Genomic DNA, 20,875 nt, shown 5'->3' with positions numbered 1-20,875 from the left:
ACACTTAGATGACATAAAAATGACAAAAATGTCACTTTTGTGACATGTTTGTCTTGCTATAGAAGATGGCTGTGAGGTGTGACTTAAGCGTCTTCAATATCAACAATTAAGTCGGATGTAATTGCTTCGAGTGCAGCAACAACTTCGTCTTTATTCATGCCCGTTGGCAAAGCAACTGTTGCAACGGCGCTGAAAATTGGTACCCCCCAGTTTGGTGCGCTCTGCTGCTTAGAGTTTAGGTGGGTAATATTTGCTCCCTTGTGACGCAATACTCCGGCTAGTTCCTGGATAATACCTGGTCGATCATTGCCAGTTATTACAAAATTAAGCTGTTCAGCAGGTGTGTCTGGTAATTCATGCGCGCCTGTTTCAATCCGTACTTCTAATTGTGGTAAGCCATGCAATGCATCTTGTAATTCTTGCAGATGCTCTGCTGGCACTGCTACTTCAATGATGCCAGCAAAGTGACCGGCTAAATGGCTTAAGTTACTGGTTAACCAGTTACCATTATGATTTAAAATTGCAGATGAGATGTCTTCTACAAGTCCCGGACGATCTTGTCCCAAAATAGTTATAACCAATTGCTTCATATAGATAATTCCTAAAGAGTGCCGTAATTAAATAATAAATGCCCAGGCATGAAATTATTGAATGATTAAAAAGAACCGGATTGAGTATTGACTCAGTCCCCAAATTTGTCCAATTTTTTTGCCAATAGTTCAATTTAAAAACAGTAAAATAGTGTGAGTTTACAGTCTGAATTATCTAAACTTTTGTTTATCAATAATAAAGCAATAAGTTGAAAGTTTTTCAAGTTATTGAATATAAACATTGTTTGTTTTGTTATGATGAATACCACAACAAAGTCTTAGCAATTATGACGTTTGTAACAATACTGTCATCTTGGTGAAATATAATCTATCCAACGTTAAGATTTATAGGTGTTTTGATGACTTCCAATCCGAATAAACCGTCTTTTAATACGGATAGAAGCCGTCTATTTAAAGATCGGTTTGCCAAATTTAGCATTACCGCTGGCGGTATTATGGTATTAATAGCTTTGCTATTGATATTCTTCTATTTATTGTATGTTGTGCAACCTATTTTTGAATCAGCGAAGGTAGAAACGCGCGATAGCTTTGCGCTTAGTAATGCTGAACAAATTGTTGGCCTAGGTGTTGAAGAGCAAACAGAAATTGCTTTTTTACTGAGCAAACAAGGTAAGGTTGATTATTACAGTGTTGAGAAAAAGGGCTTTGGTAAAAAGCTTGCTAGCTTGGTTGTGCCACTTGACAGCGAAGTGAGTAGTTTTGCATCCAGCGCGCCATTTCAAGGACATTACGCATACGGACTAGAAAATGGTTCGGTGATGATAGTGTCACCTAAATTCTTAGTTACCTTTCCTAATAACGAACGTAAATTAACCCCGCGTTTGGGTTATCCACTTGGTGAAAAAACATTGCTGGTTGACGACAATGGTACTGCCATTAAACAATTTGCATTTAGCCATTATGAAGATAAAACCGCTGTTGTGGCACAAACGGCTGACAAACGCGTGATTTTTAGCAGCTTTGTTGCAGAAGAAAACATGTTCAGCGGTGAAGTTGAATGGGTTGTTGAACGCACTGAACTTGATGTTGAAGGGCGCGTAGACCAACTACTGATGTCGCCAGATACCACCCGTACTTTTGTGCGCTCAGCCAATCAAATTTATGTTTACGATACTCGCAATCCAAGCGAGGTTGAGCTGATCCAAATGCTAGCGGCGAATGAAGAAAATGCCAACTTGGTTTCGGCGCAATTATTAGCAGGTGCTAACTCGCTGATGCTAGCGAATGACAATGGTGAAGTTTCGCAGTGGTTTGAAATTAATACTGACGATGGCCGTGAATATCAGAAAATACGTGCGTTTGAAACCTCAAAGCAGCCTAAGCTAGATATATTCACTGAGTTTTATCGCCGTACGTTCTTTACCACCAGTTCTAATGGTGAGTTAGGCGTGTATTACACCACCAGTGAAGCAAAACTATGGCAAGGTAAAATCAGTGAAGGTCCGATTGAAAACTTTGCTATTGCACCACGCTCAAATGCGGCACTTATTCTAGCTGATGACAAATTAACCGTGGTTGAAATTCACAATGAACACCCTGAGGTGACTTGGTCAGCCTTGTGGCAAGAAGTGTGGTATGAGGGTTATCCAGAGCCGGGTTATATTTGGCAATCAACGTCTGCCGGTGATGACTTTGAAGCTAAGTTTTCTTTAGTGCCAATTTCATTTGGTACTATAAAAGCTGCTTTATATGCGATGCTATTTGCAGTGCCGATTGCGCTCTCTGCAGCAATTTACACCGCTTATTTTATGTCAGGTCCATTACGTAAAGTAGTCAAACCAACAGTTGAAATTATGGAAGCATTACCAACCGTAATTTTAGGATTTTTAGCAGGCTTATGGCTTGCGCCGTTGATAGAAGAGCATTTACCTGCGATTGTTGGCTTGCTGTTTATGCTGCCGCTGGGGATTTTAGCGACCGCATTTGCGTGGACTAAATTACCAGAAAGCTTTCGTCACCGAGTTCCTGAAGGGGCCCACTCAATCTTACTAATACCAGTATTGTTACTGATTGGTTGGTTAGCCTTTGCGATGAGCGGGGTGGTTGAGTTGTGGATGTTTGACGGTAATGTTCGCCAGTATTTGACTAACGAATTGGGTCTGACTTTCGATCAACGTAATTCACTGGTAGTCGGTATTGCGATGGGTTTTGCGGTTATTCCGACTATTTTCTCTATCGCAGAAGATGCTGTATTTAGTGTGCCTAAGCATTTATCAAACGGTTCATTGGCGCTAGGCGCAACACAATGGCAAACCTTGGTTAGTGTGGTGTTATTAACCGCCAGCCCTGGTATTTTCTCTGCTGTGATGATGGGCTTAGGCCGCGCCGTAGGTGAAACGATGATTGTACTAATGGCAACAGGTAATACGCCAATAATGGATTGGAGCATTTTCCAAGGTATGCGTACCTTAGCCGCTAATATCGCAGTAGAAATGCCAGAATCGGAAGTGGGTAGTTCACACTATCGGATCTTATTCTTAGCCGCTTTTGTATTGTTCATATTCACCTTTATTTTCAACACAATTGCTGAGTTTGTGCGTCAGCAGTTGCGTGATAAATACAGCTCGATGTAAGTGGGAGACACGACATGTTAAAGCAGTGGTTTAAGTCAGGTTCTCCTTGGATATGGATGACAGGTGGTGCAGTAAGTATCAGTTTGATTTCTGTCTTAGGGTTATTAGCAATGATTGCTTGGAAAGGGTTAAGCTTTTTCTGGCCATCACAAGTAGTGCAATTAGAGCTACAGGGCTCGGTTGCGCAGCAAACTGTAATTGGTGAAATATACGACCGTGAAATGGTGCCTAAATCGCGCCTTGAGGCAACCGGTGTTGATTTATCTGGTTATGATAAAGAGCAACTAGAGCGTTATTTAATTAAAACCGGTAACCGTGAATACGTTGATTTAGATTTTCGTTGGGTAATAGAAACTGACATAAAATCAAATACCATGCCTGCGGCTATAGCGGTGTTTGAACGCAGTAAAAACGGTAATTTTTATGGCTACGTCGAACAAGTAATAAAAGACGGCCAAGTGATCACCGATAATAAAACTGAAGTATTAGAAGAATTAGTTGAACGTGCCGTTGAGCTTAATGAGCAAGCGCTTGATTTGCAAAACGGTGACATTGGTCATATTAACTATCAATTAGAGCGTTTACGTTTACAAGAGAAGTCGTATTTACTCGATGATGCACTGACCGATGAACGAGTGGCTGAGCTTGCGCAACAGCGTGCTGATCTAAGAGCCGAGTATGGCGTACTTGAAAAGCAATTGTTTGCACTGCGCAAACAAGCTAAGCGTGATCAGGTAACCGTAAAAGATATGCGCGGTGAAATTGTTACTTTGCCTTTATATCAGGTTTTGGATTTTTGGTTTCCTAATGACATGAGCTTTGTTGCAAAGCTAGGTCACTACTTTGTACAACTAGGTAAATTTGTTTCAGATGATCCGCGTGAAGCTAATACTGAAGGTGGTGTATTCCCGGCAATCTTTGGTACTGTTTTTATGGTAATGTTGATGGCTGTAATTGTAACGCCGTTTGGGGTTGTAGCAGCTATATACTTACATGAATATGCGGCTAAAAATGCGGTTACCAAGATGATCCGTATCGCGGTCATTAACTTGGCTGGTGTTCCTTCAATTGTTTACGGTGTATTCGGTTTAGGATTCTTTGTTTATGTATTAGGTGGCAGTTTGGATCAATTGTTTTATCCAGAAGCCTCACCTAGTCCAGTATTTGGTACTCCAGGGGTACTTTGGTCTGCCTTAACGCTTGCTATTTTAACGCTGCCTGTGGTGATTGTATCAACCGAAGAAGGCTTATCACGTATCCCAAGTACGGTTCGTCATGGCTCTTTAGCACTGGGCGCAACGCAAGCTGAAACGTTATGGCGTATTATCGTGCCAATGGCTAGTCCTGCGATTATGACCGGTTTAATATTAGCGGTGGCGCGTGCTGCCGGCGAAGTTGCACCATTGATGCTAGTGGGTGTGGTGAAAATGGCACCGACATTACCGCTTGATGGTAACTTCCCGTATTTTCATCTAGATCGAAAGTTCATGCATTTAGGTTTTCATATATACGATGTTGGCTTCCAAAGCCCAAATGTTGAAGCGGCACGTCCGCTAGTGTATGCCACCGCATTCTTATTGGTATCAGTAATTATTACACTGAATATCACCGCGATAGGCATACGTAACCATTTACGTGAAAAATTTAGATCGCTTGATCAATAATTAGTAAAGATTCTATAGGTAACAAACATGATTACAGTCGCTCCACAAGTAAACCAATCAAGCACGAGTTTGAAATTGGACTTAGACAATTTAAGCACCGAGCAAACGGCACTCGAGATCAAAAACTTAGATCTTTACTATGGTGAAAAACAAGCGCTTAGCTCAGTGAATATGAATATTCCAAAAGGCCAAGTAACCGCATTTATCGGACCATCAGGGTGTGGTAAATCTACGTTATTGCGCTGTATTAACCGTATGAATGATCTGGTTGATATTTGCCGTATTGAAGGTGAAATTTTACTACACGGACAAAACATCTATGACAAAAAGGTAGATGTTGCAGCGCTGCGTCGCAATGTTGGTATGGTATTCCAGCGTCCGAACCCGTTTCCTAAATCAATCTACGAAAATGTGGTTTATGGCCTACGCTTACAAGGTATCAAAGAAAAACGTAAATTAGACGAGGTGGTTGAACAGTCACTGCGAGGCGCGGCACTGTGGGATGAAGTAAAAGATCGGCTTCACGATAGTGCATTTGGTTTGTCAGGTGGTCAGCAGCAACGTTTAGTGATTGCACGCTCTATCGCCATTGAGCCTGAAGTATTATTACTCGATGAGCCAACATCAGCATTGGATCCTATTTCAACACTGGTAATTGAAGAGCTTATCAACGATTTAAAAAATAAGTTTACCGTTGTTATCGTAACCCACAACATGCAACAAGCAGCGCGGGTTTCTGATCAAACGGCCTTTATGTACATGGGTGAATTAATAGAGTACTCAGATACCAATACGTTATTTACTACCCCAACGAAAAAGAAAACGGAAGATTATATCACCGGTCGTTACGGCTAGGCTGAGTCAAACTGTTTTTGGGTGACGTTAGCGATTTTGATAAGAAGGTAAACAATGGAACACAATATTAATAAGCATATTTCTGGCCGCTTTAACCAAGAGCTAGAAAACGTTCGCAACCATGTATTAAGCATGGGTGGCTTAGTTGAGCAGCAACTTAATAGCGCGCTTGATGCGGTAAGTAATGGCGATGCTGAGTTAGCGCGTAAAGTGCGTGAAAACGACTATAAAGTAAACGCCATGGAAGTAAATATTGATGAGGAATGTACCCGTATCATTGCTCGTCGTCAGCCAGCTGCAAGTGATTTACGCTTAGTAGTCGCGATTGCTAAAACCATTGCCGATTTAGAGCGTATTGGCGATGAGGCTGAGCGTATTGCTAAAGTTGCGCTAGATTCATTTACTAAAGATCAGCAAGATTTATTAGTTAACATCGAAAATATGGGTCGCCAAGTTTCAAAAATGCTGCATGATGTATTAGATGCTTTTGCACGTATGGATGTACAAAAAGCATTTGAAGTACATAAAGAAGATGCCAAGGTTGACCGTGAGTATGAAGCAATTACTCGTCAAATTATGACCTATATGATGGAAGATCCACGTTCAATTCCAAAAATTATGGATTTAGTTTGGTCGGTACGTTCATTGGAACGAATTGGCGACCGTTGTCAAAACATCTCTGAATACATTATTTACTTTGTTAATGGCAAAGATATTCGTCATACATCTCAAGAGGATATAGAAAAATCGTTATAGATTTTTTGATACCGTCTTGTTTTATTAAAGCGGCCAATGGTCGCTTTTCATGTTTTCGTTATAATTATAATGCTGTAGCGGCAGCTGTGATGTAATAAAAGCATTCACAATCGCGGTGAATGCTGTAAAATTCACGCCGCAAAGCATACTAATTTGATTTAAGGGTCAGTTATGCCTACAAACGCATTTTTAGGGGTATTCGCAAAATCTCCTATAAAGCCAATGGAAGATCACATCAAGAAGGTACATCAAGCAAGTAAAGCTTTGATCCCTTTTTTCAATCATGTATTTAAAGAAGAGTGGCAACAAGCAGAAGAGATTCGCTTGAACATTCGTACTTTAGAACGTGAAGCCGACGACATGAAAAGAAATATACGTTTACAGTTACCGCGCGGTTTATTTATGCCGGTAGAGCGTACAGATCTGCTTGAACTCGTCACCCAGCAAGATAAAATTGCTAATAAAGCAAAAGACATTGCTGGTCGTGTAATTGGTCGTGAGATGACCATTCCAAAAGAAATTCAAGTTAACTTTTTAGCCTATGTAACTCGCTGTGTTGATGCAACTAAACAAGCATCAAACGCAATCAATGAGTTAGATGAGTTACTAGAAACTGGTTTTAAAGGTCGTGAAGTGACCTTAGTAGAAAAAATGCTCGTTGAATTGGATGCAATTGAACAAGACACGGATGATATGCAAATCATAATACGTCGCCAATTACGTGACGTCGAAGATGAACTCAATCCTGTAGATGTAATGTTTTTATATAAAATCATCGAATGGGTCGGCGAGCTTGCGGATATCGCAGAACGCGTTGGTTCGCGTCTTGAGCTGATGTTAGCTCGGTAATTTACACTCAGTTCAATAACGAAAGATTAGGGTTACACAATGGATATCATTGCATCTTATGGCACGGTATTAATTTTAATTGCCGCAGCAGTCGGTTTTTTTATGGCTTATGGTATTGGCGCGAATGACGTTGCTAATGCGATGGGCACATCGGTAGGTTCAAAAGCATTAACTATTAAACAAGCTATTTTTATAGCGATGATTTTTGAATTTGCAGGCGCCTACTTAGCTGGCGGCGAAGTAACATCGACAATTCGTAAAGGCATTATCGATTCTACGCCGTTTTTAGACCTGCCAGAACTTATGGTATTAGGGATGATCTCGGCATTATTTGCAGCGGGTAGTTGGTTGCTAATAGCTTCATTCTTAGGTTGGCCGGTATCAACCACGCATTCAATTATTGGTGCTATCATCGGATTTGCTTTAGTTGCAGTTGGCAGCGAAGCGATTCAATGGGACAAAGTTGCAGGTATTGTGGGGAGTTGGATTGTTACCCCGGCGATTTCAGGGTTTATTGCCTACTTAATATTTATGAGTGCGCAAAAGTTAATTTTTGACACCGAGGCACCACTTAATAATGCCAAACGCTATGTGCCTATTTACATGGGTTTAGCCGGTTTTATCATGTCTTTAGTAACCATCAAGAAAGGTTTAAAGCACATTGGTATTAATTTAGGTGCTGTTGAAGGTTATGCATTAGCAATCGGTATTGCTGTTATTGTTGGTATTATTGGTAAAATCGTTATTTCTCGGTTAAAGATTGATCCAAAAGCCGATAAGAAAATGCAATTTAATAACGTTGAGAAAGTGTTTGCTATCTTAATGGTATTAACCGCATGTTGTATGGCATTTGCTCATGGTTCTAATGACGTGGCTAACGCTATTGGTCCGTTGGCTGCAGTTGTAAACATTGTTGAAAATAACGGTGAGATAGCTAAGCAAGCGACAATCGCATGGTGGATTTTACCACTGGGTGGTTTCGGTATTGTTGCAGGCCTTGCAATTTTAGGCAAAAAAGTAATTAAAACGATTGGTGAAGGCATTACGCATTTAACACCAAGTCGTGGTTTTGCTGCTGAATTAGCTGCTGCTTCTACAGTTGTAATTGCATCGGGAACAGGCTTGCCAATTTCTACTACACAAACCTTAGTTGGCGCGGTATTAGGGGTAGGTATGGCACGTGGAATTGCTGCACTTAATATGGGTGTGATCAGAAACATTGTAGTTTCTTGGGTAATTACATTGCCAGTTGGCGCTGCCCTTGCTATTGTTATTTTCTACATACTGAGAACTGCCTTTGGAGTTTAAATCCAGCAGTCTTTAAGTATTACAGACTTTTAGCTTGAAAAGATCTCAACGCCCTTGGTGTTGGGGTCTTTTTATTTGTGGGTACAAAAAGTATGACGAACTTACCAAGTATTAAACAGCTGCAGTATTTATTGGCAGTTCATCAGCATCAACATTTTGGCCGCGCCGCAAGTGCGTGTTTTATTGGTCAATCAACACTCAGCAGTGCAATTCAAACCCTTGAAGAAACACTCGGTTGCCAACTCATAGAGCGTGAAAATCGTAGTTTGATGTTCACAGCCATCGGCGAAGAAGTGGTAGAGCGGGCACGCAAAATTATTGACGATACGCTAAGTGTTAGAGAGCTGACTAAAAGCCATTTAACACCGCTAAGCGGTACGCTCACCCTCGGAGTTATTCCAACGATTGCTAGTTTTATTGCGGCACCTCTCTACCACCTTTGTCAGCAACAGTTTGCCGATTTAGAGTTGGTACTGGTTGAAGACACCAGTGATAGCTTGTTAGATAAACTCGAGCATGGCCATATCGATATGGCGCTGTTGGCACTACCTTACGATACTGATAAATTTCATACTCAAGTACTCGCGCAAGATCACTTTTGCTTAGTACATCATAAAGACTATTTACCTGCTAAGAATATAGAAGATTTTAACTTGTTACCGGAAGCCAGCGTGTTCTTATTAGAGCGAGAACATTGTATGACAGGGCACGCATTAAGTGCTTGTCATTTAAATCGTTCAAGCTGTATCAATCCGTTTGAAGCGGCGAGCTTACACACCTTACTTAGCATGGTTGAGCACCAGTTCGGTGTGACTTTCTTACCGCAAATGGCGATTAACGCGGGTATTTTAGCGAACAAAAATATGCTTGCCACTCCTTCACAAAGTGACGCATACCGCGATATTGGCATTCTGTGGCGCAAAACAACCGGTCGTATTCGAGATTTTCGTTTATTTAGCCAAATGCTAGAAAGCTTTTTAAAGCAACAATGCCGTTTAATGACGGATGAATAGCTCATTTAGGTGAGCTTTTTTATTTATTTTCATTTATTTTTATCTTTTCCAAACTATCTGCTTCACTCTATCGACTAACCTCATAAGTAAAATAACTAAGCATCGAGAATCGTGTTTTTTCAATCAATAGAAACATTAATCGCCAAAGCACAACAAGGAAATAAGCGCGCCTGGCTTAAGCTGGTTAAGCAGCATGAAAGCCAAGTTTATAACTATTGTTTGCGGATGCTAAGTAACCCAGATGATGCCATGGACTTAATGCAAGAGGTGTTTATTTCGGTGTATAAAAGTCTGCCGAACTTTCGTGGTGAGTCGAGTTTTAATACTTGGGTATTTCAAATTGTGCATCGGCGTAGCGTTGAATACTACCGCCGTCGCAAGCATTATCAGAGCTTAGATGATGTGCCAGAACAGGCCTGTGAACACAGTGAATTAGAAGGCAATAGTGTAGCTCAGGCCCAGCATCAGCAATTAAAAAGTATGTTGAATAAGTTACCGTGGGAGCAGCGTTTAGTGGTGGAGTTGAAATTTTTCCAGCATTGCACCTTTGAAGAGATTGCTGAGCAATTAGATATTTCAACTAATACTGCTAAGTCGCGGTTATACAGTGCATTAGGAAAATTAAAAGTTCATTTGGAGGCCGTAGATGGCTAGTTTAGAGTCGCTTTTTGAGCAATGGTTAGATGGTAAAGTTTTGAGCGATAAACAATTGCAGCAGCTCGAAAATGCTCCCGAATATGCAGCGTTGATGAGCCAAGCGCAAGTATGGCAACAGCATAGCCGTGACTATAAGGCTGTACCTGTACCAATCTGGGATCGCCAATCAACAATATCGCAGTTCTCTGCTGTGCGTGTGTTTAGCGTCGCTGGAGCGTGGGCTGTTGCAGCATCAGTATTGGTTTGTTCGTTAATCTTTTTAGTTATACCGCAATCAGATACGCAGGGGTTACTTGCACAAGTAACGAAACAAACACATTTATTGCAGTCTCAACAAAAGCAAATTGACCAAATGCAAAAAATTATTACTGCGCAAAATCAATTGCAGCTACAGCAGATGTATCAATTAGCAAAAGAGGCCATTGCAACAGGACGAGTTGAACGCCAAGAAGATATTGCCAGTTTAATCACTTACATCAAAACCCAGCGAGCTCAAGATCAAGCGTATCTACGGATGCAATTAAATGATTTAGCCGAACAAGTACAAGAGCAGCCAACAGCCGCGATTGCGAAAAATTAGGAGTATAGAGCATGAATAAAAAACTTATCAGCAGCGCCATAATGGCCATACTTGGGTGTTTAAGTGCTAATGTATCTGCGCAAGCCCCAGCGGAGTTGGCATCAATACAGCGTGAAGTAGCAATAATGGAAAACATTTTAAGCAGCGCGTTAAAGCAAGATACCAATAAAAGGATCCGTGCGATTCAAGCCAACTATTTTGTTAAGCAGGGAGTGGTATTTGAGCTGGACGTAAGAGGCTCTAGCCGCTGGCAGACTATTTTTAGTAACGCACCTAATGCGCCGTTACCACCACTGCCTGAAATTGATTTTGCTAATATGGATATTGAAATTATCAGTGATCAAGTAGAGTTTATTACCGAAGATGTTGTTGAATCATCACGAGAAGCTTATCAACAAGCGATGGAGCTAATGCGTGAAGGCGCAGAACAAGTGCGCGAAATTGCAGAGCAAGAGCGTGATGTGGGCCGAAAGTTGCGAGATTTAGAGCGTGAAAAGCGCGATTTAGAGTTTGCCAGCCGCCATGATAATAGCGCCGAAGAGAAACAGCTTGAACAACGCAAAAAAGCGTTAGAAAAAGATATCGCGAAGCTGGAAAAACAACAAACTAGACTCACTAAACAGCAGCAACAGCTACGGCAAAATATCAATGCAAAGCATGCAGAGCGTGAGCAACAACAAGCCGCAGAGCAACAACAGTTACTGGAGCAAGTAAGCACAAGTATCAGTCTTACGTTATGTGATTACGGTAGTGGTTTACGTAGTCTGCCAAACGACGAGCATGTGAGTTTTGTTCTTAAAGGGCTCGGCGATAAAAATACGAGTTTAATAAAAGTATTTAATAAATCAGATATTAAAAAGTGTGTCGCCGGCGATATCAAAGCCAGCGAACTGACTAAAAAAGCTATTAGCTACCAATTTTAATTAGCCGAGCTGATATTAACTGAGCTCAATTAATAACTTATCCCTGACCAACAAGCAGCCGTATTATAAAGGCTGCTTTTCGTTATGCCCTTCATATTCAAACTGTTTATTGAATGGCGTAATATCTGGTAAAAATAACAAATAAACCCACACCACTAAGTTAAAGTAGGGGATCAAACCTAAGCAGGTAAAAGTTACAACCGGGTAACCTTTGATACTGGCATATCGATAGCATTGGTAAGTTATCCCTAAGTTTACCGCTAATAGTAACACTATTAATTGCATCATAATTCACTCCATAAATTGACAATGATACTAATAACAACATGTTAGTTTGTAAGTGGCATGTTGCTACGATTTGGCGATGTCATGTGAAATTTCGATTATCATCATAATCACAAGACATTTATCGCCCGATGAGCAAAGTATAGATGAGTTATCACAAGATGGAAGTAAAAAAATGCGTAGATTTGTATGAAAAGTTCGCTATTTTAGCTAGGTGGTTGTTCGTAAAAAGTTTTGTTTTGATAAATTTTTTGTAACTGATGTTTGATTTTTTCTACGGGCACCGGGCGTGAAATAAAGTAGCCTTGGCCATAATCAACACCTATTTCTTTTAGTGCTAAAAAGATCTCTTCATTTTCAACATATTCAGCAACTGAACGCTTATTGAGCGAGCGACTAATATCATTTATTGCTTTAACTAACGCCAAGTCGATTGGATCATTGAGCATATCGCGAACAAACGAACCGTCTATTTTTACATGTTGAGCTGGCAGCTGTTTAAGATAATTAAAGGTGCTAAAGCCAGTGCCAAAGTCATCAATTGAAAAATGACAGCCCAAGCGATTGAGCTTTTCGATCATCGCACGAGTGGCAGTTAAATTATTGATACTGGCGGACTCGGTGATCTCAAAAATAACCCGGGTAGGGCTGATATCGCACTTTTCAAGGGTCGATTCGATATGCGGTAATAGGCGTTCATCTAAAAACGATTGCGCAGATAGGTTTATTGCAACTTGATTTAGCTCAGGGTTAGCGGCAATGGCAGAAATTGCATTGCTGATCACACATTGATCCATTAAGTAAGTGTCGTTCAATAATTCAAGTGACGGAATAAATTGGTTTGGATAAACCAGTTCACCGTCGAGTTTTAAGCGTAACAGTGCTTCAAAATAAGCGACACCACCATGTTTAAAGTCCCAAATCGGCTGGTAATGTAATTCAATTTGGTTTTGTTGTAATGCTTGGCGAATGCTGTGTCCCCACTCTAATCCAGCTTGCAAGGTGTTATGGCTGGCATCTTCTTTAGAGTAACAATGAACCAAATTACGGCCTAAGCTTTTAGCAACGTACAAGGCAATATCAGCTTGTTTTAAGCATTCACTCGGATCATGGTTCGCTGCTGTTATTTGCGTTAAGCCAATTGAGCAGCTAATTGAATAAACTTGTTCTTCAGATTTAAACTGGTGACCTTCAATAGCCATACAAATACTTTCAGCTATCAAGTGTGCATCAAGCAGATTCATATTATTTAAGATCACCGCAAATTCATCACCACCAATGCGACACACTAAGTGTTCATCACTGATATTGGCGTTAAATAGTTGCGCAACTTCTTTAAGAACTATATCGCCTTGTTGATGACCTTTACTGTCATTAATTATTTTAAAATGATCGAGGTCAATATAAATTAAAGCGTGTTCTATGTCGCCATTAGTGCGTTGCGGCTGGCAAATTCGATTGAGTTGTTGATCAAAATAATAGCGGTTATGTAAGCCGGTTAAGGTGTCATGAAGCGCTAAATGGCGCAGCTGTAATTCAGCTTGTTTGCGCTCATGAATATTATCTATTGTGGCGGTGATCGTGGCAGCATTACTGCTGTTTTTGATTAGTTGTAAGCGGCACTCAACCCAAATAGCTTGACCATCTTTATGAATAATTTGCACTTCAACCTGCTGTTGCAAGGCACCGCCATGCAAAATACTGCTAATTGTTTGCAGTAGTTTATCTTTGCAATCATTGATACAAAAGTCAGAGAGTGCTTTGCTCAAGGTTTGTTTTATGCCAAACCCACTGAGTGCTTCCCACGCAGGGTTGATAAAACGAATGCGGCCTTGTTGATCAAATTCAAGCACCACAGTATTAAGATGTAATAGTATCCGCTGATGGGCTGAAAATAGCTCCTTATAGCGGCTTTGACTTTGACTTAGCTGTTCTACTTTTTGTGCAAACTCTGCATAACTGACCATAAAATCTTCACGGCGCGCAGCATGGTCGCATACTTTACTTAACAAGGTTTGTTCATACGGTGCACGAATAAAATCAGTAACCCCTGAAAGCAATAGTTGTTCAGCATGATCGGCATCTTTTGTATCAATAATAGTTACAATGGCTTGTTTTGGGTTGTGTTGTAAAATCTCTTCAACTAATTGACTGGCAGCTCCTGCGTGTGCTGCGGTTGCATCAAGTAACACAATGGCAAATTTTTGCTGCAAATAGATTGATAATGCTTGTTTATTACTAGAAACATGGGTGCAGGCAAAGTTTAGCTGTAGTTGTTGCGTTATTTCGGCGGCTTTACTACTGTCGGTTTCGAGCAGCAACAAATCTAAGCGACTGCTTTTTTCTAAATGCGTTGATAATACATTTGCCAGTACCTGTGGCAGCATATCTTGGCGTTCAAATGGTAATACCGCATCTATGCCATAACTGCGTGCTGTCGTTTCGGCTATTCGCTCACAATAGATAGGCGGAGTAAGCACAATTGGTGTGTTTTTTGGGGTTTTTAATAACCCTGAACGGATCATCCGAGAAAATCGCCAGCCATCGATTTTACCAACATTTAGACCGGTAATAATGACATCGACCGCTTGAGATTTAAGAATTTCGAGGGCTTGTTGGCTATCGGCCACTTCAAGGAAAGTAAATACATTGAGCCGATTTAAGGTTGACTTAACAGCCTGACGCTCAGCGACACTGGCGTTTAAGATCAGCAAAGTTAGCTGCTTAGCCATTTATGTCACACCTCTTATCAACCTAGCTCTAATCAAGTTGAGTAGAATAATGCCATTTGTCTCGAACCACAAGAGAACATTCCATTGTATTTTAATTAAAGCCGTTGGTTGAGCTAATAGCACGATACAGTTAAACTTGGCGCGACTTTTTTGATCTGGATATATCCTATGCGCGTGGCTGATTTTAGCTTTGACTTACCTGATGAATTAATTGCTCGTTTTCCTAAACAGGATCGAACCAGCAGTCGCTTATTAACCTTAGATGGCCCAAGTGGCGCTGTAGAACATAAAATATTTAGCGATATTCTTGATTTAGTAAATGAAAATGACTTGTTGGTATTTAATAATACCAAAGTGATCCCTGCTCGTATGTATGGCCAAAAAGCATCTGGCGGTAAACTTGAAGTGCTGGTAGAGCGCGTGCTTGATGAGCATCGCGTGCTGGCTCATGTACGCGCCAGTAAATCACCAAAACCAGGTACAGAACTTATTCTCGAAGGTAAAGCGCAGGCGACTATGGTGGGTCGTCATGGCGAATTGTTTGAACTAGAGTTTACAGGTGAGCAAAACGTTCTGGAAATTTTAAACGATATTGGTCATATGCCACTGCCGCCTTATATTGACCGTCCAGATACTGACGAAGACCGCAAACGCTATCAAACAGTCTACGGTGAAAAACCTGGCGCGGTTGCAGCGCCAACTGCCGGTCTACATTTTGACGATACGCTCATGGCTGCATTAAAAGCCAAGGGTGTAAACATGGCATTTGTTACCTTGCATGTTGGCGCTGGCACGTTCCAGCCGGTGCGCGTAGACTCGGTTAATGATCATATAATGCACTCCGAATACATTGAAGTGCCTGATGATGTTGTTGCAGCAGTCGCTGCAACCAAAGCTAACGGCGGCAGAGTGATTGCGGTAGGCACAACTTCGGTACGCTCATTGGAATCAGCAGCTAAGATACATGGCGGCCAATTAGCCAGTTACTTTGGTGACACCGATATTTTTATTTACCCAGGTTATCAATTTAACGTAGTTGATGCCATGGTCACTAATTTTCACTTGTCAGAATCGACATTGATCATGTTGGTTAGTGCATTTGCTGGGCAAGATAATATTATGAGTGCATACCAAACTGCAATTGCACAAAAATACCGCTTTTTTAGCTACGGCGATGCGATGTTTTTAACCCGTAAATAGTTTTTTCTATAAAAGCACTTAAAGCCCAGCCTAGCGTTGGGCTTTTTAGTTTTGATTTTTGCACTTTTAATTTCAGCTTTGAGCCCAATTAATAGTAATGGTTTTACAAAAAGGGTAGAATCGAGCGGTTAAATTATAGCTTGTTGGACTGTTTTTCTGACATTTGAGGATGATATGAAGTTTGAATTAGACCGTACAGACGGTAAAGCCCGCCGCGGCCGCTTGATTTTTGATAGAGGCGTAGTCGAAACGCCAGCATTTATGCCAGTAGGTACTTACGGTACTGTCAAAGGTATGACCCCAGATGAAGTCAAAGACACTGGTGCGCATATTTGCCTAGGTAACACCTTCCATTTAATGCTTCGCCCTGGTACTGAAATCATCAAGCAGCATGGTGGATTACATGGTTTTATGAATTGGGATAAACCAATTTTAACCGACTCAGGCGGTTTTCAAGTGTTTAGCTTAGGCGCAATGCGTAAAATTACCGAAGAAGGTGTATTGTTTAGCTCGCCTGTTAACGGTGAAAAAATTATGCTTTCACCAGAAAAAGCCATGCAAGTGCAGCGTGATTTAGGTTCAGACATCGTAATGATTTTTGACGAATGTACGCCTTATCCTGCCACCGAAAAAGAAGCTAAAGATTCAATGGAGTTATCACTTCGTTGGGCTAAGCGTTCAAAAGAAGGTCACGGTGACAATCCATCAGCTTTATTTGGTATTATCCAAGGTGGTATGTACCCGGAGTTGCGTGCTCAGTCACAACAAGGTCTTGAAGAAATTGGTTTTGATGGCTACGCACTCGGTGGTTTATCGGTCGGTGAGCCAAAAAATGAGATGATTAACATTCTTGATCACTGTGCTTATAAAATGCCAGAGAACAAACCCCGTTACCTTATGGGTGTAGGTAAACCTGAAGACTTAGTTGAAGCCGTTCGTCGCGGTATCGATATGTTTGACTGTGTAATGCCAACTCGTAATGCGCGTAATGGTCATTTATTTATAACCGGTGGCATTGTGAAAATTCGTAATGCTGTGCACAAAACAGATACCGGCCCACTTGATCCTGAGTGTGATTGCCATACTTGTAAGAATTATTCGCGCGCGTACCTACATCATCTTGATAAATGTAACGAAATTTTAGGTGCACGACTAAACACAATTCATAACTTACGTTACTATCAGCGCGTTATGGAAGGTTTACGTAATGCGATCGGTGACGGTAAGTTAGATGAATTCGTAAATGATTTTTATGCACGCCGCGGCCAAGAAGTGCCAGAGCTTGCAGATACCACAAATTAAATTTAAAAATTAAAGAGGAAGTGTTATGAGTTTATTTATTTCAAACGCCCACGCAAGTGCGGCAGGTGCAGCGCCAGCCGGTGGTGGTTATGAGATGTTGATCATGCTAGCTATCTTTGGCTTAGTATTTTACTTCTTGATTTACCGTCCACAAGCTAAGCGTGTAAAAGAGCATAAAGCGCTGATGAATGCGATGGCAAAAGGCGACGAAGTTCTTACTCAAGGTGGTTTAGTGGGTAAAATCGCTAAAATCTCTGAAGATAAAGATTTCATTGTTATTTCACTTAACGATCAAGCTGAAGTAACTGTACAAAAATCAGCAGTGTCAGCAGTATTGCCTAAAGGCACAATGAAGTCGCTATAATAATAATAAGGACGCCCACGTGTTAAACAAGTTTCCATTATGGAAGTATTTACTTGTTCTAGCTGTGATTGCGGTAGGTCTTTTATATGCCTCTCCTAATTTGTATGGTCGTGATCCGGCCATACAAATTTCAGGTACTAAAGGAACTGATGCAGATCTAGCTGTAGTAGACAAAGTAAATGCGACCCTCAAAGAGCACAATGTTACCGTAAAATCAGTTAAGTTCGAAAACGGTCAAGTGTTGATCCGCTTTAAAAATGTTGAAGAGCAGCTTAAAGCGCAAGATTTATTGCGTGATTCATTGAGCGACGATTACATCTCAGCCATTAACATGGCCCCGGCGCAACCTCATTGGTTAAAAGCCCTTGGCGGCAATCCAATGAAATTGGGCTTGGATTTAAGTGGCGGTGTTCACTTTACGATGGAAATTGACATGGTGACAGCGGTTGATAACGCGCTGGAACAAATGGATCAAGACTATAAAAGTGATTTACGTGAAGAAAAACTACGCTATCGCACGGTACGTCGTGTAGCTGGTACTGAACGTATTCGTGTGGAGATGCGCAGCGCAGAAGATAAAGATGCGGCAGAGCGTTTTTTACAGTCACGCTACCCATTACACAACTACATTGATGATAGCTCTAACGATAACGCGTTTTATGCCACCATCAGCGAGCAAAAACTCAAAGAAATTCGTGACTATGCTATCAAGCAAAACGAAACCATTATCCGTAACCGTATTAACCAAATCGGTGTTGCTGAGCCTAACGTACAACGTCAAGGTGCAGAGCGCATTATTGTGCAGTTACCTGGTGTGCAAGATACTGCGCGTGCGAAAGAGATTTTGGGTGCTACAGCAACGCTTGAGTTTCGTGAAGTAGACGAAAATGCCGATCCAACGGCAGCAGCGCAAGGGCGTATTCCGCCTGGTACTGAAATGATCATGAGCCGTGATGGCTACCCAGTGGTACTTAAAAAACGCATTATTCTCGAAGGTAGTCACATTACTGGTGCGCAATCGGGTGCCGATGAATACCAACGTCCGCAAGTAAGTATTAGCCTTGATAGCAAAGGCGGCGCGAAAATGAATGCTTTCACTAAGCGTGCTATTGGCAAGCGTATGGCGACGGTATTTATAGAGTATAAGCCCTCTGGTAAAACAGACGAAAACGGTAAAGCGCTACCACCAATTAAGGTGGAAGAAGTGATCAACGTTGCAACTATACAAGCGCGTCTTGATCGTTCGTTCCGAATCACCGGCATTGATAACCCTGCAGAAGCACATAACTTAAGTTTATTACTACGTGCTGGAGCACTTGTTGCGCCAATTCAAATTGTTGAAGAGCGCACGGTAGGGCCAAGCTTAGGTCAAGAAAATATCGAAGCAGGTATGACGGCGGTTGCTTTAGGCTTCTTGTTTGTACTGATCTTTATGTTAGTTTATTACAAAGGTTTTGGCTTAGTCGCTAATATTGCCTTAGCAGCTAACTTAGTATTGATTGTGGGTGTTATGTCGTTGATCCCAGGCGCTGCACTAACACTGCCAGGTATTGCTGGTATCGTACTAACGGTAGGTATGGCAGTTGATGCCAACGTACTAATATTTGAGCGTATTCGCGAAGAGCTGGCCGATGGACGTAGTCCGCAACAGGCTGTTCATCATGGTTATGATAGTGCTTTTAGTACGATTTTTGATGCCAATATTACCACCTTAATTGCTGCGATTATCTTGTTCGCAGTGGGTACAGGCCCAATTGCTGGTTTCGCAGTGACACTTGCGATAGGTATTATCACCTCAATGTTTACAGCCATTGTTGGTACCCGTGCGGTAATCAACTTATGTATTGGTGGTAAGCGCATTGATAAGCTGTCAATTTAAGGAGCAGATATGCAAATTTTAAAATTAGGCGGCAGAACTTTAGGGTTTATGTCGCTGCGCAAAGTTGCTATGAGCATCTCAACGCTACTTATTTTGGCATCGTTCGCATCGTTCTTCGTTAAAGGTTTAAACTTTGGCTTAGATTTTACGGGCGGTACTGCTGTAGAAGTAGGTTTTGCACAACCAGCAGACTTAAAGAAAGTACGTTCAGTGTTAGCTGAAAATGGTTTTGCAGATGCATCAGTACAATTGTTCGGTTCAAGCCAAGAGATTTTGGTTCGCTTAGCACCGCGTGGTGATGATGTTAAAGCCGAAGTAATTGGTAACCAAGTAATCGATGCACTTAAAAAAGCCGATGATAGCGTAGTAATGCGTCGAATTGAGTTTGTTGGCCCAAGTGTAGGTGAAGATTTAAAAGAGCAGGGTGGCCTTGCCATGTTAACTGCGCTTATTTGTATCTTGATCTATGTGGCATTTCGCTTTGAGTGGCGTTTTGCGGTAGGCGCAGTGTCGGCACTTTTACACGATGTAATCATTACTTTAGGTTTGTTTTCAGTATTAGGGTTAGAGTTCGACTTAACCATATTGGCGGCAATACTGGCGGTAATAGGTTACTCTCTTAATGATACTATCGTTGTATCTGACCGTATTCGTGAGAACTTCCGCAAAGTGCGTATCGACGATACTGTTGAGATCATTGATATTTCATTAACGCAAACACTTAACCGTACTCTAGTAACTTCAATTACCACTATTTTAGTATTAATCGCCTTGTTTGCTTGGGGTGGTCAAACTATTCATGGTTTTGCTACAGCGCTGTTATTTGGTGTGTTTATTGGTACTTATTCTTCGATTTATGTTGCTAGTGCCGTTGCGATTGCGATGGGCGTAAGTAAAGAAGACTTAATACCAGAAGTTATCGAAAAAGAAGGCGCAGATTTAGACGCTATGCCATAGGTATAAATCTAAGTTTACGTTTAAAAAACCGCTCATTGAGCGGTTTTTTGCTTTTAAGTGTTTGTGTCGCCTACGAGAGTATAGAGTTACTTTGGTGCTTAATAACTTGTAGGCGAGTGGCTTGCCACCGCGCTGTTAAAAATATTCTAATGTCTTCTCTTTGTGCAAAATATTTTTAGTTATTCATTCGCAAAGAGGTTAAGAGACGCGCGTCAGCAAGCTTAACGCCTACGGGAGTTTAAAGTTACTTTGGTGCTTAATAACTTGTAGGCGAGTGGCTTGCCACCGCGCTGTTAAAAATATTCTAATGTCTTCTCTTTGTGCAAAATATTTTTAGTTATTCATTCGCAAAGAGGTTAAGAGACGC

General features: G+C 41.2%; 18 protein-coding genes. 15 read left to right on the top strand and 3 right to left on the bottom strand.

What is annotated here, in order from left to right; genetic code table 11:
• Positions 1-83: 83 nt before the first annotated feature.
• A complete protein-coding gene (locus tag H5187_RS16700) occupies positions 84-590 on the bottom strand; it encodes a glycine cleavage system protein R (protein ID WP_149980525.1) in 507 nt (168 codons plus the stop codon).
• A gap of 359 nt (positions 591-949) precedes the next feature.
• Between H5187_RS16700 and H5187_RS16695 the strand changes: the two genes are divergently transcribed.
• The 10 genes from H5187_RS16695 (at position 950) to H5187_RS16650 (ending at position 11,789) form a co-directional block, all read left to right on the top strand.
• A complete protein-coding gene (locus tag H5187_RS16695; RefSeq protein WP_182798068.1) occupies positions 950-3,184 on the top strand; it encodes an ABC transporter permease subunit in 2,235 nt (744 codons plus the stop codon).
• Between the two features lie 14 nt (positions 3,185-3,198).
• On the top strand, positions 3,199-4,848 hold the full coding sequence (pstA, locus tag H5187_RS16690) for a phosphate ABC transporter permease PstA (RefSeq protein ID WP_149980527.1): 1,650 nt from the start codon (positions 3,199-3,201) through the stop codon (positions 4,846-4,848).
• Positions 4,849-4,875: 27 nt separating this feature from the next.
• Positions 4,876-5,703, top strand: coding sequence for a phosphate ABC transporter ATP-binding protein PstB (pstB, locus tag H5187_RS16685; protein ID WP_145238219.1), 828 nt, complete (start codon positions 4,876-4,878; stop codon positions 5,701-5,703).
• Between the two features lie 54 nt (positions 5,704-5,757).
• Positions 5,758-6,459: a phosphate signaling complex protein PhoU gene (phoU, locus tag H5187_RS16680; RefSeq protein ID WP_064668157.1), complete on the top strand. Its 702-nt coding sequence runs from the start codon at positions 5,758-5,760 to the stop codon at positions 6,457-6,459.
• Between the two features lie 171 nt (positions 6,460-6,630).
• Entirely contained in the window at positions 6,631-7,308 is a 678-nt protein-coding gene (locus H5187_RS16675) for a TIGR00153 family protein (RefSeq protein WP_145238222.1), read from the top strand.
• Between the two features lie 39 nt (positions 7,309-7,347).
• Complete coding sequence (locus H5187_RS16670; RefSeq protein ID WP_182719201.1) at positions 7,348-8,616, top strand: inorganic phosphate transporter; 1,269 nt, start codon at positions 7,348-7,350, stop codon at positions 8,614-8,616.
• A 92-nt stretch (positions 8,617-8,708) separates the two neighbouring features.
• Positions 8,709-9,629: a hydrogen peroxide-inducible genes activator gene (locus tag H5187_RS16665; protein WP_182719202.1), complete on the top strand. Its 921-nt coding sequence runs from the start codon at positions 8,709-8,711 to the stop codon at positions 9,627-9,629.
• 111 nt (positions 9,630-9,740) lie between these two features.
• The gene (locus H5187_RS16660; RefSeq protein WP_182719203.1) at positions 9,741-10,283 is read left to right on the top strand and encodes an RNA polymerase sigma factor; all 543 of its coding nucleotides are present in this window, start codon (positions 9,741-9,743) and stop codon (positions 10,281-10,283) included.
• The gene (locus H5187_RS16655) at positions 10,276-10,866 is read left to right on the top strand and encodes a hypothetical protein (protein WP_182719204.1); all 591 of its coding nucleotides are present in this window, start codon (positions 10,276-10,278) and stop codon (positions 10,864-10,866) included. Before H5187_RS16660 ends, H5187_RS16655 begins: the two co-directional genes overlap by 8 nt.
• An 11-nt stretch (positions 10,867-10,877) precedes the next feature.
• Entirely contained in the window at positions 10,878-11,789 is a 912-nt protein-coding gene (locus H5187_RS16650) for a hypothetical protein (RefSeq protein ID WP_182719205.1), read from the top strand.
• 63 nt (positions 11,790-11,852) lie between these two features.
• On the opposite strand, the gene H5187_RS16645 is transcribed toward H5187_RS16650, so the two are convergent.
• A complete protein-coding gene (locus H5187_RS16645) occupies positions 11,853-12,077 on the bottom strand; it encodes a hypothetical protein (protein WP_145238241.1) in 225 nt (74 codons plus the stop codon).
• A 203-nt stretch (positions 12,078-12,280) separates the two neighbouring features.
• Positions 12,281-14,806 carry an EAL domain-containing protein gene (locus tag H5187_RS16640; protein WP_182719206.1) on the bottom strand — a complete coding sequence of 842 codons (2,526 nt, stop codon included), beginning with the start codon at positions 14,804-14,806 and terminating at the stop codon, positions 12,281-12,283.
• Positions 14,807-14,974: 168 nt separating this feature from the next.
• Here H5187_RS16640 and queA point away from each other — a divergent pair, with 168 nt between their 5' ends.
• The 5 genes from queA to secF all read left to right on the top strand — a co-directional run bounded on the left by queA (position 14,975) and on the right by secF (position 20,508).
• Entirely contained in the window at positions 14,975-16,006 is a 1,032-nt protein-coding gene (gene queA, locus H5187_RS16635) for a tRNA preQ1(34) S-adenosylmethionine ribosyltransferase-isomerase QueA (RefSeq protein ID WP_182719211.1), read from the top strand.
• A gap of 174 nt (positions 16,007-16,180) precedes the next feature.
• Positions 16,181-17,308 (top strand): tRNA guanosine(34) transglycosylase Tgt, encoded by a 1,128-nt coding sequence (tgt, locus tag H5187_RS16630; protein WP_145238250.1) that lies wholly within the window; start codon positions 16,181-16,183, stop codon positions 17,306-17,308.
• Between the two features lie 25 nt (positions 17,309-17,333).
• Entirely contained in the window at positions 17,334-17,672 is a 339-nt protein-coding gene (yajC, locus tag H5187_RS16625; RefSeq protein WP_016709184.1) for a preprotein translocase subunit YajC, read from the top strand.
• A 19-nt stretch (positions 17,673-17,691) separates the two neighbouring features.
• Positions 17,692-19,551 (top strand): protein translocase subunit SecD, encoded by a 1,860-nt coding sequence (gene secD, locus H5187_RS16620; RefSeq protein ID WP_145238253.1) that lies wholly within the window; start codon positions 17,692-17,694, stop codon positions 19,549-19,551.
• 9 nt (positions 19,552-19,560) lie between these two features.
• Positions 19,561-20,508 (top strand): protein translocase subunit SecF, encoded by a 948-nt coding sequence (gene secF, locus H5187_RS16615; protein WP_149980534.1) that lies wholly within the window; start codon positions 19,561-19,563, stop codon positions 20,506-20,508.
• Positions 20,509-20,875 lie beyond the last annotated feature (367 nt).

The organism is Pseudoalteromonas sp. SG44-1 (assembly GCF_014164315.1).
In the GTDB taxonomy this organism is placed as follows: Bacteria; Pseudomonadota; Gammaproteobacteria; order Enterobacterales; family Alteromonadaceae; genus Pseudoalteromonas; species Pseudoalteromonas rhizosphaerae.
The sequence above is the reverse complement of the archived record's forward strand: the minus strand, read 5'-3'. Positions and strand labels throughout refer to the sequence as shown.